The 14,104-nt window shown below is 62.7% G+C and carries 19 protein-coding genes; 10 read left to right on the forward strand and 9 right to left on the reverse strand.

Going from position 1 to position 14,104, the window contains the following annotated elements; translation table 11 throughout:
* Nucleotides 1–93: 93 nt before the first annotated feature.
* The 4 genes from AC0KW6_RS06050 to AC0KW6_RS06065 all read left to right on the forward strand — a co-directional run bounded on the left by AC0KW6_RS06050 (nucleotide 94) and on the right by AC0KW6_RS06065 (nucleotide 2,642).
* Nucleotides 94–399, forward strand: coding sequence for a BufA1 family periplasmic bufferin-type metallophore (locus tag AC0KW6_RS06050; protein ID WP_474034420.1), 306 nt, complete (start codon nucleotides 94–96; stop codon nucleotides 397–399).
* Nucleotides 400–467: 68 nt separating this feature from the next.
* Nucleotides 468–1,322 (forward strand): MNIO family bufferin maturase, encoded by an 855-nt coding sequence (bufB, locus tag AC0KW6_RS06055; protein WP_474034421.1) that lies wholly within the window; start codon nucleotides 468–470, stop codon nucleotides 1,320–1,322.
* Entirely contained in the window at nucleotides 1,319–2,074 is a 756-nt protein-coding gene (locus AC0KW6_RS06060; protein WP_474034422.1) for an HvfC/BufC family peptide modification chaperone, read from the forward strand. Before bufB ends, AC0KW6_RS06060 begins: the two co-directional genes overlap by 4 nt.
* A 4-nt stretch (nucleotides 2,075–2,078) precedes the next feature.
* Nucleotides 2,079–2,642 (forward strand): DoxX family protein, encoded by a 564-nt coding sequence (locus tag AC0KW6_RS06065; protein ID WP_474034423.1) that lies wholly within the window; start codon nucleotides 2,079–2,081, stop codon nucleotides 2,640–2,642.
* Nucleotides 2,643–2,715: 73 nt separating this feature from the next.
* Here the strand turns inward: AC0KW6_RS06065 and AC0KW6_RS06070 are convergent, their stop codons facing one another.
* Together AC0KW6_RS06070 and AC0KW6_RS06075 are read right to left on the reverse strand one after the other, a co-directional pair.
* Nucleotides 2,716–3,084, reverse strand: coding sequence for a hypothetical protein (locus AC0KW6_RS06070; protein ID WP_323776663.1), 369 nt, complete (start codon nucleotides 3,082–3,084; stop codon nucleotides 2,716–2,718).
* Nucleotides 3,085–3,126: 42 nt separating this feature from the next.
* Nucleotides 3,127–3,444, reverse strand: coding sequence for an ArsC/Spx/MgsR family protein (locus tag AC0KW6_RS06075; RefSeq protein WP_474034424.1), 318 nt, complete (start codon nucleotides 3,442–3,444; stop codon nucleotides 3,127–3,129).
* A 188-nt stretch (nucleotides 3,445–3,632) separates the two neighbouring features.
* On the opposite strand from AC0KW6_RS06075, the gene AC0KW6_RS06080 reads away from it, so the two are divergent.
* Nucleotides 3,633–3,839: a cold-shock protein gene (locus AC0KW6_RS06080; RefSeq protein WP_323776660.1), complete on the forward strand. Its 207-nt coding sequence runs from the start codon at nucleotides 3,633–3,635 to the stop codon at nucleotides 3,837–3,839.
* A 55-nt stretch (nucleotides 3,840–3,894) separates the two neighbouring features.
* Here AC0KW6_RS06080 and AC0KW6_RS06085 read toward each other — a convergent pair whose 3' ends face one another.
* Nucleotides 3,895–4,374, reverse strand: a complete 480-nt coding sequence (locus tag AC0KW6_RS06085; protein WP_323776658.1) for a dihydrofolate reductase — start codon at nucleotides 4,372–4,374, stop codon at nucleotides 3,895–3,897.
* Nucleotides 4,375–4,392: 18 nt separating this feature from the next.
* Complete coding sequence (locus AC0KW6_RS06090; protein ID WP_474034425.1) at nucleotides 4,393–5,289, reverse strand: thymidylate synthase; 897 nt, start codon at nucleotides 5,287–5,289, stop codon at nucleotides 4,393–4,395.
* A gap of 541 nt (nucleotides 5,290–5,830) precedes the next feature.
* On the opposite strand from AC0KW6_RS06090, the gene AC0KW6_RS06095 reads away from it, so the two are divergent.
* The 3 genes from AC0KW6_RS06095 to AC0KW6_RS06105 all read left to right on the forward strand — a co-directional run bounded on the left by AC0KW6_RS06095 (nucleotide 5,831) and on the right by AC0KW6_RS06105 (nucleotide 8,786).
* Complete coding sequence (locus AC0KW6_RS06095; RefSeq protein WP_474034426.1) at nucleotides 5,831–6,877, forward strand: hypothetical protein; 1,047 nt, start codon at nucleotides 5,831–5,833, stop codon at nucleotides 6,875–6,877.
* A gap of 6 nt (nucleotides 6,878–6,883) precedes the next feature.
* Complete coding sequence (locus AC0KW6_RS06100; protein ID WP_323779301.1) at nucleotides 6,884–8,287, forward strand: surface lipoprotein assembly modifier; 1,404 nt, start codon at nucleotides 6,884–6,886, stop codon at nucleotides 8,285–8,287.
* A 70-nt stretch (nucleotides 8,288–8,357) separates the two neighbouring features.
* Nucleotides 8,358–8,786, forward strand: a complete 429-nt coding sequence (locus AC0KW6_RS06105; protein ID WP_323779300.1) for a VOC family protein — start codon at nucleotides 8,358–8,360, stop codon at nucleotides 8,784–8,786.
* Nucleotides 8,787–9,096: 310 nt separating this feature from the next.
* Here AC0KW6_RS06105 and AC0KW6_RS06110 read toward each other — a convergent pair whose 3' ends face one another.
* The 3 genes from AC0KW6_RS06110 to AC0KW6_RS06120 all read right to left on the reverse strand — a co-directional run bounded on the left by AC0KW6_RS06110 (nucleotide 9,097) and on the right by AC0KW6_RS06120 (nucleotide 10,352).
* Nucleotides 9,097–9,594 (reverse strand): MarR family winged helix-turn-helix transcriptional regulator, encoded by a 498-nt coding sequence (locus tag AC0KW6_RS06110; protein WP_323779298.1) that lies wholly within the window; start codon nucleotides 9,592–9,594, stop codon nucleotides 9,097–9,099.
* 76 nt (nucleotides 9,595–9,670) lie between these two features.
* Nucleotides 9,671–9,928, reverse strand: a complete 258-nt coding sequence (locus tag AC0KW6_RS06115; RefSeq protein WP_323779305.1) for a succinate dehydrogenase assembly factor 2 — start codon at nucleotides 9,926–9,928, stop codon at nucleotides 9,671–9,673.
* Between the two features lie 7 nt (nucleotides 9,929–9,935).
* On the reverse strand, nucleotides 9,936–10,352 hold the full coding sequence (locus AC0KW6_RS06120) for a helix-turn-helix domain-containing protein (RefSeq protein WP_323779296.1): 417 nt from the start codon (nucleotides 10,350–10,352) through the stop codon (nucleotides 9,936–9,938).
* A 97-nt stretch (nucleotides 10,353–10,449) separates the two neighbouring features.
* On the opposite strand from AC0KW6_RS06120, the gene AC0KW6_RS06125 reads away from it, so the two are divergent.
* Together AC0KW6_RS06125 and AC0KW6_RS06130 are read left to right on the forward strand one after the other, a co-directional pair.
* A complete protein-coding gene (locus tag AC0KW6_RS06125) occupies nucleotides 10,450–11,652 on the forward strand; it encodes a pyridoxal phosphate-dependent aminotransferase (protein WP_474034427.1) in 1,203 nt (400 codons plus the stop codon).
* Between the two features lie 14 nt (nucleotides 11,653–11,666).
* Nucleotides 11,667–12,080, forward strand: coding sequence for a hypothetical protein (locus tag AC0KW6_RS06130; protein ID WP_323779291.1), 414 nt, complete (start codon nucleotides 11,667–11,669; stop codon nucleotides 12,078–12,080).
* A gap of 21 nt (nucleotides 12,081–12,101) precedes the next feature.
* On the opposite strand, the gene AC0KW6_RS06135 is transcribed toward AC0KW6_RS06130, so the two are convergent.
* Both AC0KW6_RS06135 and AC0KW6_RS06140 read right to left on the reverse strand, forming a co-directional pair.
* Nucleotides 12,102–12,878, reverse strand: a complete 777-nt coding sequence (locus tag AC0KW6_RS06135; RefSeq protein ID WP_474034428.1) for a hypothetical protein — start codon at nucleotides 12,876–12,878, stop codon at nucleotides 12,102–12,104.
* Nucleotides 12,879–13,062: 184 nt separating this feature from the next.
* A complete protein-coding gene (locus AC0KW6_RS06140) occupies nucleotides 13,063–14,046 on the reverse strand; it encodes an NAD(P)H-binding protein (protein WP_323779287.1) in 984 nt (327 codons plus the stop codon).
* Nucleotides 14,047–14,104: the final 58 nt, after the last annotated feature.

Genomic DNA, 14,104 nt, shown 5'->3' on the forward strand with positions numbered 1-14,104 from the left:
GACACGGGGTCGTGACTTAAATTCCCGGAAACCGCGGGTTAGGCTTTGCCTGTCATCACGACACCGCATGTTAACCCGAAAGGAATTCACGAGATGTCGAATACTGCAAAATCCCTGGCCGTCGCCGGCGCCGTCGCCGCCGCTCTGACCGCTGCTTCGACCATGCCCTCTGCCGCCGCCACCAAGGAAAAATGCTACGGCGTTTCGCTGGCTGGCCAGAACGACTGTGCGGCCGGCCCCGGCACCACCTGCGCGGGCACCTCGACCACCGACTATCAGGGCAACGCCTGGACTCTGGTTGACGCCGGCACCTGCACTGGCCTTGAACTGCCGGCCATGGCTGACGGCACCGAGCGCAAAGGCTCGCTGGAGCCGCTGGAGCGCGACCAGCCGGCATAAGCGCCGCTTGAATTCGGGGGCGGGAGTGTGAGTTCCCTCCCCTTTTGCCTCCGGACACAGGACTTGCCATGCTTGACGCCGCATCACATGACAGGCTGCCCGCCGCCGCCGGCGTTGGCTACAAGCCGCAGCATTTCACCCGGGTCACTGCGGATCCGGGCGCTGTCAAATGGTTGGAAATCCACGCCGAAAACTACATGGGGGACGGCGGACGCCCGCTAGCGCAGCTGCGCCGCCTTGCCGAAAGTTTTGCCATGTCGGTGCATGGCGTCGGCCTGTCCATCGGCGGCGAAGACCCGCTGGATGCCGGCCACCTCTCCCGGCTCAAACACCTGGTTGGCTGGCTGAACCCCGCCAGTTTCTCCGAGCATCTGGCCTGGTCCACGCATGACAGCCGCTTTTACAACGACCTGCTGCCGCTGCCCTATACGGACGCCAGCCTGCAGCGGATCTGCGATCACATCGACCAATTGCAGGACACCATCGGACGGCCGATGCTGCTGGAAAATCCCTCCAGCTATCTCGCCTTTGCCGAAAGCACCTGGTCCGAGCCGGCATTCCTGGCCGAGATCTCCCGCCGCACCGGCTGCGGGCTGCTGTTGGACGTGAACAACGTCTTTGTCTCAGCCACCAACCTTGATTTCTCGCCGCAGGGCTACATCGACGCCTTCCCGCTGGAGAAAGTGGGTGAAATCCACCTTGGCGGCCTTGACGAGGATGAAGACGAGCACGGCCGCCCCCTGCTGATCGACAGCCACGGCCGCGCGGTGGTGGATCCGGTCTGGGCGCTGCTGGATTATACCCTCGCCCAATCCGGACCCAAGCCGGTGCTGGTCGAATGGGACAACGACGTGCCGGACTGGCCCACCCTGGAGGCCGAGGCCGCCCGCGCCGCAGCCGCGCTGGAGCGCGTCCCGGCATGAGTGTATCCCAAGCAGACTTCACCCGCGCCATGATGGATGCAGACCTGCCGGTTCCGGACGGTCTGACCGATCACCACGCCCGGCCCGCCGGGCGCCGCTTCAGCGTCTACCGCAACAATATTGCCGTGTCGCTGACCGAAGCGATGCACAGCGCCTTTCCGGTGGTTGCCAGGCTTCTGGGCAAACAGAACATGGACGGGCTGGCAGGGCTGTATCTGCGCCGGCACCCGCCGTCATCGCCGCTGATGATGTTCTACGGCAAGCACTTCCCGGAATTCCTGGAGGGCATGGAACAGCTCAAGCACCTCGGCTACCTTGGCGATGTGGCCCGTTTGGAACTGGCCCTGCGCCGCGCCTATCACGCCGCCGACGCAGCCCCCATCCCGCCCGAGGCGCTTGGCGCCTTGCCGCCGGACGCGCTGATGAACGCCCGGCTGCAGCTGGCCCCGGCGGTGCAGGTGCTGCGTTCGCCCTGGCCCGTTCATGGCCTCTGGCGCTACAACACCGAAGACGGCGCGCCCAAGCCCCAGGCAGAGGCCCAGGATGTGCTGATCACCCGCCCCGAATACGATCCCATTCCCCAGGTCCTGCCGCCCGCCGGCGCAACCTGGATCCGTGCCCTGATGACGGGCGCCAGCATCGGCCAGGCATTGGACCAGGCCGCCGCCGAAAACGAAACATTCGACCTGGGTGCCACGCTGGCCCTGCTGTTGCAGGGCAGCGCGATAACCGGACTGGACAGCAAAGGGTAAGACCATGCACGCACTTGTCACCATTCACAACGCCGTTTTCGGCCTGGTGGAACGGGCCGGAGAGCGGCTGATGCCGCTGGCCGCCCGCTTTGTCTTCGCGTCAACGCTGCTGCTGTATTTCTGGAACTCCGGCCTGACCAAGCTGGGCGACGGTTTCTCCGGCCTGTTCAGCCCCTCAATCGGTGCCTACAGCCAGATCTTCCCAAAACAGCTGGAGGCTGCGGGCTATGATGTCTCGCAATTCGGCCTGTTGCAGAAACTGGTGGTGCTTGCAGGCACCTACGCCGAGTTTATCCTGCCGCTGATGATCGTGATCGGCCTGGCCACGCGCCTGGCGTCCTTTGGCATGATCGGCTTTATCATCGTTCAATCCCTCACCGATGTCGTCGGCCACGGCGCCACAGACATCAAGACGCTCGGCGCCCTTTTCGACCGCTTCCCGGATGCTGCGATCCTGGATCAGCGCCTGCTGTGGATCTTTGTGCTGACCTATCTGATGGTAAAAGGCGCAGGCGCCCTGTCGGTGGATGCTGTACTGCGCCGCCGGATGGAACCGGCAATCGCCTGACCCGGCCGCCCCGGCAAGGGAAAGGCGCCCTGCCCCCGGCAGCGGCGCCTTTTTCAGCGCCGGGCAGCGTGCCTCAGAAATGCGCTTTGGGCTCATCCGGCTGGCCGGCCGCCAGCGCCATCAGCCCAGCCGCGGCGGCAAAGCTCAGCGGGAAGATCGTAAACACATTGAGACCGAACCCCGCATACATGCCCGCAGCCGATCCCAGCAACAGGATCCCGCCCCACAATGCCCGCGCCCGCGCCATCGCACCGCCGGTGATCGCCAGAAGCGGCGCCAGCACCGCCAGCAGCCGCAGCTGTTCCACATTATCGACCTGTTCAGCCAGCCCTTCGACCTCGCCGAAATGCTCCACCGCCGCGGTGTAGCCATAGCCGAAAAAGCCCACGATCATACCAAAAACACCGGCGATGATCCCCAAAACCAGGGCGGCGTTGCGCATAGTGACTCTCCCAAAACGTCCGCTACCGACATAGGCAGCTGTTCAAGTTCCGCCAAGAGCCGCCTGTGTGTTCTGATCCCAACCCAGGAATAATTCCCCGTCGCGGTCGATCAGCGGCCGCTTCATCAGCGCCGGATGCTCGCGCAGCAGCGCCAGCGGCGCGCTTGCCCGCTCCTGCTCGCTCAGACCACGCCAGGTGGTTGACCGCGTATTGACCAGCTTGGCGCCGAATTGCGCAAGGGCCGCCTCTAGCAGCCCCTCTGGCATGCCATCGGCACGAATGTCCACCAGAGTCGAATTTTCAATCTTCTTCAGCGCCTTACGGCAGGTATCGCAGTTTTTCAGCCCATAGATCTTCATAAATCCTCCATCCTCTCCGCGGAACGCACACAATTTATGGTGGAATGCGCCGGTTTTTCTTGATTTTCGAACAGCCCGTGTAAAACTCAAAGTTGTCTGGCCATGACTCACTCGCTTCAGACAACGGGACGGGCCGGATGTCTTGGGAAGCCTCAAGGCGACGTGCAAACTAGAAGGAGACGCGGGAAATGCCAAGTGGCACCGTGAAGTGGTTCAACACCACCAAAGGGTATGGGTTTATTGAACCCGATCAAGGCGGCAAGGATGTGTTTGTGCACATTTCCGCGGTGGAACGGTCGGGCCTGGCCGGTCTCGCCGACAACATGAAAGTCGGCTACGAGCTGTCCGAAGGCCGCGATGGCCGCCAAATGGCTGCAGAGCTTAAAGAGCTTTGATTTATTGATCTGCACTGCGCCCGGGATCAGACTGGGCGCAGGCAAAGAAAGCCCGTCAGCCCCGCCGCAGATACTCAGCCATCACACAGGCCGGATCGCTTTCGCGCAGCACCGTTTCGCCGGCCTTGCTCCACTCCTCTTCCGGGAAATCCGGGAAATAGGCGTCCGCATCCTCAACCGTCAGATTTACCTCGGTGATCAGCAGCCGGTCCGCCATCTCCAGCATGCCGCGGTAAATGCCTTCGCCGCCGATGCCATAGACCCGGCGGTAGCCTTGCGCATAAGCCTCCTGCACTGCCGCCCCGATTGACGGCAGCACGATCCCGGCCGCCTGCGGATTGGACGACACCACCAGATTCAGGCGGTTTTTCAACGGCTTCACCGGCAGGCTGTCCCAGGTGTTGCGGCCCATGATGATGGCGCCGCCCAGCGTTTCGCGCTGAAACGCTTTCAGATCCTCTGGCGCGAACCATGGGATATCATTGTCCTTGCCAATGGCGCCGTTGCGCGCCCGCGCAGCGATCAGAGTAATCATGAGTGTCTTCCTTGCTTGTCAAACCGCAACATCGGCCTTTATGTGCGGATGCGGATCGTAACCTTCGACTTCGAAGTCCTCAATCCGGTAGTCGTCAATACTCTCCGCACGTTTGGCCAACGATATCTTCGGCAACGCCCGAGGTTCACGCCCCAGCTGCTCACGCGCTTGATCGAAATGGTTGCGGTAGAGGTGCACATCCCCTCCGACCCAGACCAATTCGCCGGGGCGCAGGCCCGCTTGCTGCGCAAGCATCAGCTGCAACGCAGTAGCCCCGACATAGTTGAAGGCGGCGCCCAGCAGCAAATCGACCGATCTCTGGAACAAAAGGCAGTTCAAACGCCCGTCGGAGGTCACATGGTACTGATAGACCATATGGCAGGGCGGCAGCGCCATCTCTCCCAGTTCCGCAACGTTCCAGCCGTGAAAGAGCAGACGCCGGCTCGCAGGGGTTTCGCGCAGCGCGCGGATCAGCGTCCCGATCTGGTCATGTTCGCGGCCGTCGGACCCCATCCAGCGCCGCCACTGCTTGCCGTACACGGGGCCAAGCTCACCCCATTGCGCTGCGAATCCGTCGTCCTCGACAATCCTGCGCTCGAATTCCGCTTGCGTGACGCCGTCCCCGGTCTCGCGGCGATAGGCCGCCAGCGGCCAGTCCGTCCAGATCCGGACGTTCTCCCGCAGCAGGGGCTGAATATTGGTTCCCCCTGTCAGGAACCATAGCATTTCCTTGATCGCGGTTTTCCAGTAGACGCGCTTGGTCGTCAGAATAGGCGCCGTGCCATCCGACAAATTAAAGCGCACCATGGCGCCGAACAGCGAGCGGGTACCGACGCCCGTTCTGTCAACCCGCTCGTCCCCGTATTCCAGGACCCGTTCGATCAGATCCAGGTACTGATACTCCGGATGCCGCATGCCTCTGCCTCCACAATTTTTGCCAACAACAGAAACCTGCGTGGCAGCCCGTTTCAATCATAATGAATAACGCGTGCCGGGTCATAGCGCATTCTACCGCCACAGCGCTCCCGGACAGTTTTAACACGTGATTTCGGCCCGCAGGCCGCAACCGCGGAAACTGGCGCCATTGATGGCCATTGATCAGCTCCGGACCGCCGTTCCCCTTCGCCCGGGGGGGGGGCTCAAAAGGCCCCAGCGGCCCGGAATGCGGCAGCGCCGGCCGGGATCCTGATGCATGGCTGTTCTCCATGACTTTCACCATGGCTTCCACCGAAAATTCACGCCCCGGCATAACGTCTGCGCCGCCGGGCGCCAAGCTCTAAAAGCAGCGCTGCGCCACCTTCTCGATACCACATCTGCCCGGCCGGCCTGAAATGAAAACCACATGCAGGTAGCGCATCCGCCACGGTTGCGTCCAAATGCCGTCTGCTCAATTGACAATGACCCTGCCCGCACCGAATGTGGCGCAAAACGATAATACATATTGAGGTAGAGGCAGATGAGGCGCTATTGGCTGGGGCTCGCGGTTGTCACCGCGCTGTCCGCATGCAGCGGGGGCAACCCCTTCGAGACCGAAGACGACACCGGCACGGATCCCGGAACGGATCCCGATCCCGGCACGCCGATCAGCCGCGACGGGATTCCTCCTGGAACCGCTTCCCCGACACCGGACCAGGCCATCTTCCGGTCTGAACCGACAGCGGCGGACGGCGGTGAACTCGGCGACGGCTATGCTTCCGGTATCGTGTACAACGCCGGTGATGATACTTTTACGGTCGACAACCTCGGCTTTGACGGTGACAACACCTATGCCCGCGGATCCGCCGTCAGCAGCCTCGGCCCCTTTGCAGTCTATGAGGCCGACGCGCAGTTCCCCGATATCGTTGATGGCGAAATCATCAACCAGTTCACCCACCGTGCGATTTACGGCGTCAGCAGCTCTGGCAACAGCCAGTTTGCGATTGTGCGCACCGGCGCCTATGTCGACTACGGCTTCGGCGGCTTTGTATACCAGCGCGACAACAGCGTCACCCTGCCGGATAGCGGACAGGCGATCTATCAGGGTTCCATTGCAGGTGTTCGCGATTTCAAAGGCTCAGGCGGTCTCGAATACACCACCGGCGACATCGAAATCGCGATCGACTTTGATGACTTCAACGGCAGCACCGGCCAGCGCGGCGATGCAATTGCGGGCACGATCTCCAACCGTTTGATCTTTGACACCAACGGCACCCATATCACCAGTCAGGTCCTGAACCGCATCAATGCTGAAAACTCCCTCAGCCTGAATGAAATCCCGACCCTGACCTTTGATGTCGGGCCGGGCAATCTGGATGACAACGGGGAAATCCTTGGCACATTGAACAGCTACTATACCGACGCCAACGGCATCACTCAGGTCTATGAAAGCGGCAACTATTACGCCCTGGTTTCCGGCGACAACGCCGAGGAAATCACCGGCATTGTTGTGGTGAAAAACACAATGGACCCGGCCGGCACCGAAGTGCGGGAAACCGGCGGTTTCATCGTTTACAACAACGAATGATCCCCGATGCCCGCCCCGCTTAAAGGCTGGCGCAGGGGCGTTCTGGCGGCATTGCTGATGGCAATGCCGCCGCTCGCGCTGGCGGCCCCCTCCGGCCAGGACACCGCAACCCCGGACCAGGTCCGCCAGGCTGCTGCAATTGCCCTGAAGCAGGGCCGGACCACGCAGGCCTATTCGTTTTCCGAGGCGCTTTTGCAGCGGGATCCGCAGGACCGTCTGGCCTTGCTGATCAAATCGCGCTCTGCCCGCTCCCTGGGAGAGTTCCGCGACGCCCGCCATTCAGCACGGCAAGCCTGGAAACTGGCCGAAAATGACGGCCAGAAGTATGCCGCCTCGATGGTGATGGCACAGGCGCTGTCCTCCGGCGGCCAAAAAACGCTGGCCAAATTCTGGCTGCGCCGCGCCGTCCAGCACGCCCCCAGCAAGCACTTGGAACGGCTCGCCATCCGCGACTTCCGCTACGTCCGCGCCGCCAGCCCCTGGCTGCACCTGTTCTCCTTTTCCGTTGCACCGGAATCCAATATCAACAACGGCTCTTCGGAACGGTCTTCCTTCCTGAACTACGAACTGACCGAAGTCCTCCTTGGCGGGCCCGCGGAATTCCAGCTCGGCGGCAGCCAGCGGGCGCTTTCCGGCATCGAATACTCCTTCAATTCGCGCTCCCGTTTCCGGTTCCGCGAAACCCCGACCCGCGCCCATGACCTGACAGTTGCCGTCGATCTGCGCACCTACACCCTGTCATCCGAAGCCAGGGCGCAGGCGCCCGACGCCAAGGGCAGCGATTTCACCTACGCCTCCTACGCGCTTGGCTACGCGCACAAAGGGCTGAATTTCAACCGCTTGGGCGAATACCGGCTGTCCGGCCAGGCCGGGCAAAGCTGGTACAGCGGCGACGAATACACCCGCTTTATCCGCCTGTCCGCCGGCCAAAGCTACAAGCTGGAGCGCCAGCGCCGGGTCAATGCCCGGCTGTCCACCGAACGGCAATTCGGCGTTATGACCAGCGATCAGGACATCTGGCGCGGCGACCTCTCCTACAGCTTCCGGCTCGGCTCCGGAGCAACCCTGTGGAGCGGCCTTACCCTGGCGCAGGCAAGCGCCAGCACCGCATCAGACGAATTTTCCGAGGCTGGACTCAGCACCCAGCTCACCCTTGCCAAACCGGTGTTCGGCGCCACGGTCCTGCTCGGCCTGTCCGCGCGCGACCGCGGCTATGACGTCTCCCGCCACAGTCCCGACGGGCGGCAGGACCGTAAATACAGTGCGGATATCTCTCTTCTTTTCAGGGGCATCGACTATTACGGCTTCAATCCGACCCTGCGCCTGTCCGCCTCCAAGAACGACAGCAACATCGGGTTGTATGAATCCCACCGCTTCGGAGTGAACTTCGGCATTCAATCGGCTTTCTGAACCCGGTTCCTCGACTTCCCGCAGCTGCACGCTAGGCTGCTGCGGACACCGATGCACAAAGGAATCACCGATGCCCCTCACATATCTTCACACTATGGTCCGGGTGAAAGATCTGGAACAATCGATGGCATTCTACGCCCTCCTCGGCCTTCAGGAGACCCGCCGCTGGGAGAATGAGCAGGGCCGGTTCACCCTGGTCTTCATGGCACCTCCGGGCCAGGAGGATACGCCGCTGGAACTGACCTACAACTGGGACGGCGATGATGCGCTGCCCGATGACAGCCGCCATTTCGGGCATCTCGCCTATGGTGTCGATGATATCTATGCCGCCTGCCAGCACCTGATGGACAATGGCGTCACCATCAACCGCCCGCCCCGCGACGGGCACATGGCCTTTGTCCGTTCCCCCGACAATGTCTCGATCGAATTGCTGCAGAACGGCGAATCGCTGGCCCCGGCAGAACCCTGGGCCAGCATGGAAAACACCGGCCATTGGTAAGGCAGCACCGCGCCCGGCAACGCGGATAACCCGGCGCAGCACCGCTTTGGTGCTGCCCGTTCCATCCGGCATCTGCCTCCGCGCACTGGCTTTCTGGCTTTCCGCAAGCCTCAAACCCGGCAACAAGGGCGGCCGCTTCTGCGACCTCTGCCATGGACCTTCATGCGGGTCCCGGCACTTTGCCCTTTGATACGTCCAGGGCACGGTTTCGCCTCATGCCCTGTCTGCACACCCTGTCTGCGGCCCGCCGGAATTGTCCCCGCACGACCCGGCCTGGTGCCCGCAGGGGTTTCACATCCCGACCGGCGGCTCAGTAGATATAGCGGATCTGATCCGACCAGTAACGCTCCATCCGCTTCAGCGCAGTAGAGATGTCCTCGATCCCTGCGGATGAGATCACATCCCTCTCCTCCAGGCCCTCCGCATGGCGCGAGAACAGCGCCGCCACGATATCGCGGATTTCCCGGCCCCGCTGGGTCAGGCGGACGCGCACCGACCGGCGGTCGATCTCACAGCGCTGATGGTGCATATAGCCCATCTCGACCAGCTTCTTCAGGTTATAGCTGACATTGCTGCCCTGATAGTAGCCGCGGGTTTTCAGTTCCCCGGCGGTCACTTCATTATCGCCGATGTTGAACAGCAACAGCGCCTGGACCGCATTGATCTCCAGCACGCCGACGCGCTCAAACTCATCCTTGATGACGTCCAGCAGCAGACGGTGAAGGCGCTCAAGCAGACCCAGCGCCTCCAGATAGCCAGTCATGAACCCTTTGCGGTCTGTCTGGCCGATTGGCAATTCCATACTCATTCGCATCTCCGACTCGAATTTGCTCTTGAGACAATATGCCAACAATTCCCCAAAAATCAGTTAAGCTGGGATTTTATTATTTTTGGTACGTTTGCGCTATATCGGCCACCAGGGCGCAGAACCGCTCCTGCGGTGCCGCCTGGCCGGTGACCCATTGGTACAAATCCTGATCGTTCTCGAGCAGCAGCTGGTCATAAAGATCCAGCTGCGCCTCGTTCATCTGCTCAAGATTCGCGGCCGCAAAGGCCGACAGCAGGATATCCATTTCCTTGATACCCCGGCGCATCGAGCGCATCTGCAGCCGCTTCAGACGGATGGCACGGTCTTCCTGCATGCCGGTCTCAGGCAGCTTCCGTTGTCTGGCTGTCATTGACCTGCAGCAGCGTCCGCAGTTTTTTCTCCAAACGCGCCGCGCGTTCCGCATTCTGGCGCATTTCGCTGCGCAGGTCGCGCAGTTCGCTCAGAACACTTGCAAAATCACCGGCTTCCAGCTCCAGCGGCGCCGGTTCCGACATGCCTTCGCCTTCACCGGTCAGCAGCCACGACATCGAGACGTTCAACACGCCAGCCAGCATGGTCAGCTTGTTGGCACGCGGTTCCGCCAGATCCCGCTCCCAGGCGCTGAGAGTGGATTTCTTGATGCCAAGCCGGCGCGCGAGCTGGCCCTGGGTCATCCCGGCGGCTTCCCGTGCGGCCGCTACGCGGTCGCCAAATGTTGCTGCATCCGGACCGTACCAGTCTGTGCTCTGCTCAGTCATTGCCAGTTCTCCTAAATCCAGTTTCAACGCGGCTTGATCGCCATCTAGCCGCACCCTATGACAGTTCTGCGAAACATACAAACCAAGGCCACAGCCCATGTCTTTCCTGTCCGAGACCTTATCCCGCGTCAAACCGTCACCGACCATCGCGATGACCGCAAAAGCCGCCGGGCTGCGGACCGCGGGGCGCGACGTCATCGGGCTCAGCGCCGGTGAGCCGGACTTTGACACGCCGCAGAACATCAAGGACGCGGCCGTCGCCGCCATTGCCGCGGGCAAGACCAAATACACCGCCCCCGACGGCATCCCCGAGCTGAAACAGGCGGTCTGCGCCAAGATGAAGCGCGACCACGGCCTGGACTACACGCCCGCTCAGGTGTCGGTCGGCACCGGCGGCAAGCAGACGCTGTACAATGCGCTGATGGCAACGCTGAACGAAGGCGACGAGGTGGTGATCCCCGCGCCCTATTGGGTCAGCTACCCGGACATGGTGCTGCTGGCCGGCGGCACGCCGGTGATCGCCGAGACCTCGATTCGGTCCAATTTCAAGCTGACCGCCGATCAGCTGGAGGCCGCGATCACCCCGAAAACCAAATGGTTCATTTTCAACTCGCCCTCCAATCCCACCGGTGCGGGCTACAGCCGGGCGGAGCTGAAGGCGCTGACCGAGGTGCTGATGCGCCACCCGCATGTCTGGGTGATGACCGATGATATGTATGAGCACCTCGCCTATGACGGGTTTGAATTCTGCACCCCCGCCCAGGTCGAACCGGCGCTTTATGACCGCACCCTGACCTGCAACGGTGTGTCCAAGGCCTATGCAATGACCGGCTGGCGCATCGGCTATGCGGCCGGCCCGGAACCGCTGATCGCCGCCATGCGCAAGGTGCAGTCGCAATCCACCTCCAACCCCTGCTCGGTCAGCCAATGGGCCGCGGTTGAGGCGCTGAACGGCACGCAGGATTTTCTGGCACCGAACAACGAGATGTTCGTCCGCCGCCGCGATCTGGTGGTGTCGATGCTGAACGAGATTGACGGCATCTCCTGCCCCGTGCCGGAGGGAGCCTTCTACGTCTACCCCTCCATCGCCGGGCTGATCGGCAAGACCACGCCGGCAGGCAAGGTGATCGAAACGGACGAGGATTTTGCCACCGCGCTTCTGGAAGAGGCGGATGTTGCCGTGGTGTTCGGCGCGGCCTTTGGCCTGTCGCCAAACTTCCGCGTCAGCTACGCTACCTCCGACGCAGCACTGGAGACGGCCTGCAGCCGTATCCAGACCTTCTGTGCCGCGCTGACCTGACCGGAGAACAAGACATGAGCGCCGACCTGCCGGACTACTATTTCCGCGTCCGTGAAAACGGCGCTTTTGTCTTTCGCGTCGATACCGAGAACCGCCAGCGGCGGATTGAAATGGACCAGATCGCCGTTGTGAACATCCGCAACGGCGAGATCAAACCGCATGGCCAGCGCGCGCTGTCAGACCAGGACATCGCCGAGATCAAGTCCTGGATGGAGGCCCGCGCCGCCACCCTCGCGGCCCGCGATACCGACGACATCCACCGCGCCATCGACCACCTGAACCACACCGCCCATTGGGCCAACAGCCGGGCCACCGACGCGCAGCTGGAGGACGTCACCGACGCGCTTTTGCTGGCCATGCATGACCTGCGCAGCGTGCTGGTCCGCAAAAAGGCCGACCGGCTGATGAAAGACCGCGGCGCGGAGTGACCTCCGTCCCGTCCGGACGCTTCAGCCGCAGACCGGTGTCCGAACCGAATAAGACCGGAACCGGGTCTCCGCCCGCTCCGGGACCGGGCCGTGCCCCGCCACCTGGCGCCGGGGCAGCAGCGGGCTGCCCAGCACAAACCATCTGCGCTGCCACAATTGTTCCGCCGTGCCGGCCTCAGGGCCCCTCAGCCCCAGCCGCCACCGCAGATGCAGGCTCCATCTTTGCTGCGGATCACCGCCCAGGCGGAACAGGTGCCGGCTGTCCGGCAGCGGGCGGGGCACCGGCGCCGGCTCGTCCAGACTGGCGACCTGGCAGATGTATTGTTCCTTGACCGCCGCCTGCAAAAAGGCGCCGCCCCGCGTCAGGGTGATCTTGTGCCCGCCCTTGATCCCTGCCCCGCGGATGGCAAATTCCAGCACCTCCGGCAGCTTGAAAACCCGCGTGTCCGGACCAAAAAGCCGCCCCTCGTCCTGCCAGCCTGTTCCGCTGGCAAAATGCAGCACATAACGGCCCGGCGGCACCAGAACCTTGAAGAACGCACCGCCCTTGAAATAGGCCGCCAGCGCTTCTTCTCCGCTGTCTTCACGGCTCAGCACCAGGAAATAATCCGCGCCGGGCGGGCTTTTCACCTGCAGCGGGAAAACAGCCGGCAACCCGGTCCGGTTCCACATCAGCCCGCTCCGCGGCCGGTCGCCCTCGGCGGCGGCGCCCGCCGCCAAGGCGATCAATGCCAGGCAGGCCAGCAAGGCGCCCCTCAGAGACGCCGGAAAAACAGAACAGGTAACGGAGCGTGCCATTGCAGGGTCCTCCTTGCCGCCGCCAGCGGTGATCCGGCCCAGCATATCACAGCGCGGCAGCGGATGCAGGAATGGGCGGCACCGGCGCCGCCGTTTATCCCCGGCGCAGGATGGGCAAAGGGCTTCGCGCCGCCAGCGCGAAGCCCCCTTTTCTTACCGGCTGCTTCTTACCGGCTGCTGCGGCTCAGGACGCCGGGACTGCCGCTGCATCCTTCATCGCATCGACGCCTTTCTTCCACAGATTTCCCTGCCACAGCTCCTCCAGCCCGGTTTCGCCGCTGGCGCCCCTGGTGGTCAGGTAATCATAATAGGAGGTCGGCTTGTGCCCGGTGATGTTATAGAAATCCGGGCTGCAGCGGGTGTAGAAACCATTGGTCAGATATTCAAAGAACCCGGCGCGGGTGCTGCCGAAATCCGCCTCGAACTGCTCCATGGATTGCGGGCGGTACTTGATCTCCCGGCCCATGGCGCGGCCCAGATCGGCCGCAATCTCCGCCATCGACTGCGGCGCCGGGCCGGTGATGTCATAGAACTTGTTGCCATGCCGCTCCGGGCCTTCTGCCAGCACCACCGCGGCCGCCTCGGCGATGTCACGGGTGGCCACGAAAGAATTGCGCATACCGCCCAGCGGGTTCGAGAACCAGCCTTCGTTTTCAATGGTTTCGCAGTCGGTCTTCAACAGGTGATTCATAAAGAAGTTGTTGCGCAGCGCGGTCACGTTCAGGCCTTCGTCGATCAGCGCCTTTTCGCCCCACCAATAGTGCTGCAGCATCAGCGGAATCGCCGCGCCGGGGCGCGAGGCATGGGTATCCGCGTCATAAGACGCAGTGTTGGTATCGGCGCCCATGCAGCTGACGCGCACCACATGTTTGATCTGATCCTTCCGGCCGCCCAGCGCCTTGGCAAAGGCCAGATGCCCCTCCAGCATCGGATCCAGCGAGGCGGAATAAACCGCCGAAACTCCCTCCAGCGCCGCCTCCCAGGTGGCCGGTTCCGACAGGTCGAACTTCACCGCCTCATCGGCGCCCAGCGCGGTCAGCTGGTCTGCCTTGGCCGCGCTGAAATAGCAGGCGCGCACGGTGAAACCGCCTGCCGCGGCCAAACGTGCGACCAGCTCGCGGCCGATGCGGCCGGTGGCCGAGGTGATCAGAACAACGGGTTTGGACATGGGAAAGCCTCCTGATGCCGCGCAGCGCGCGCATGCATTGCAAATCTGCGCAGACCCT

The organism is Leisingera sp. SA215 (assembly GCF_055902035.1).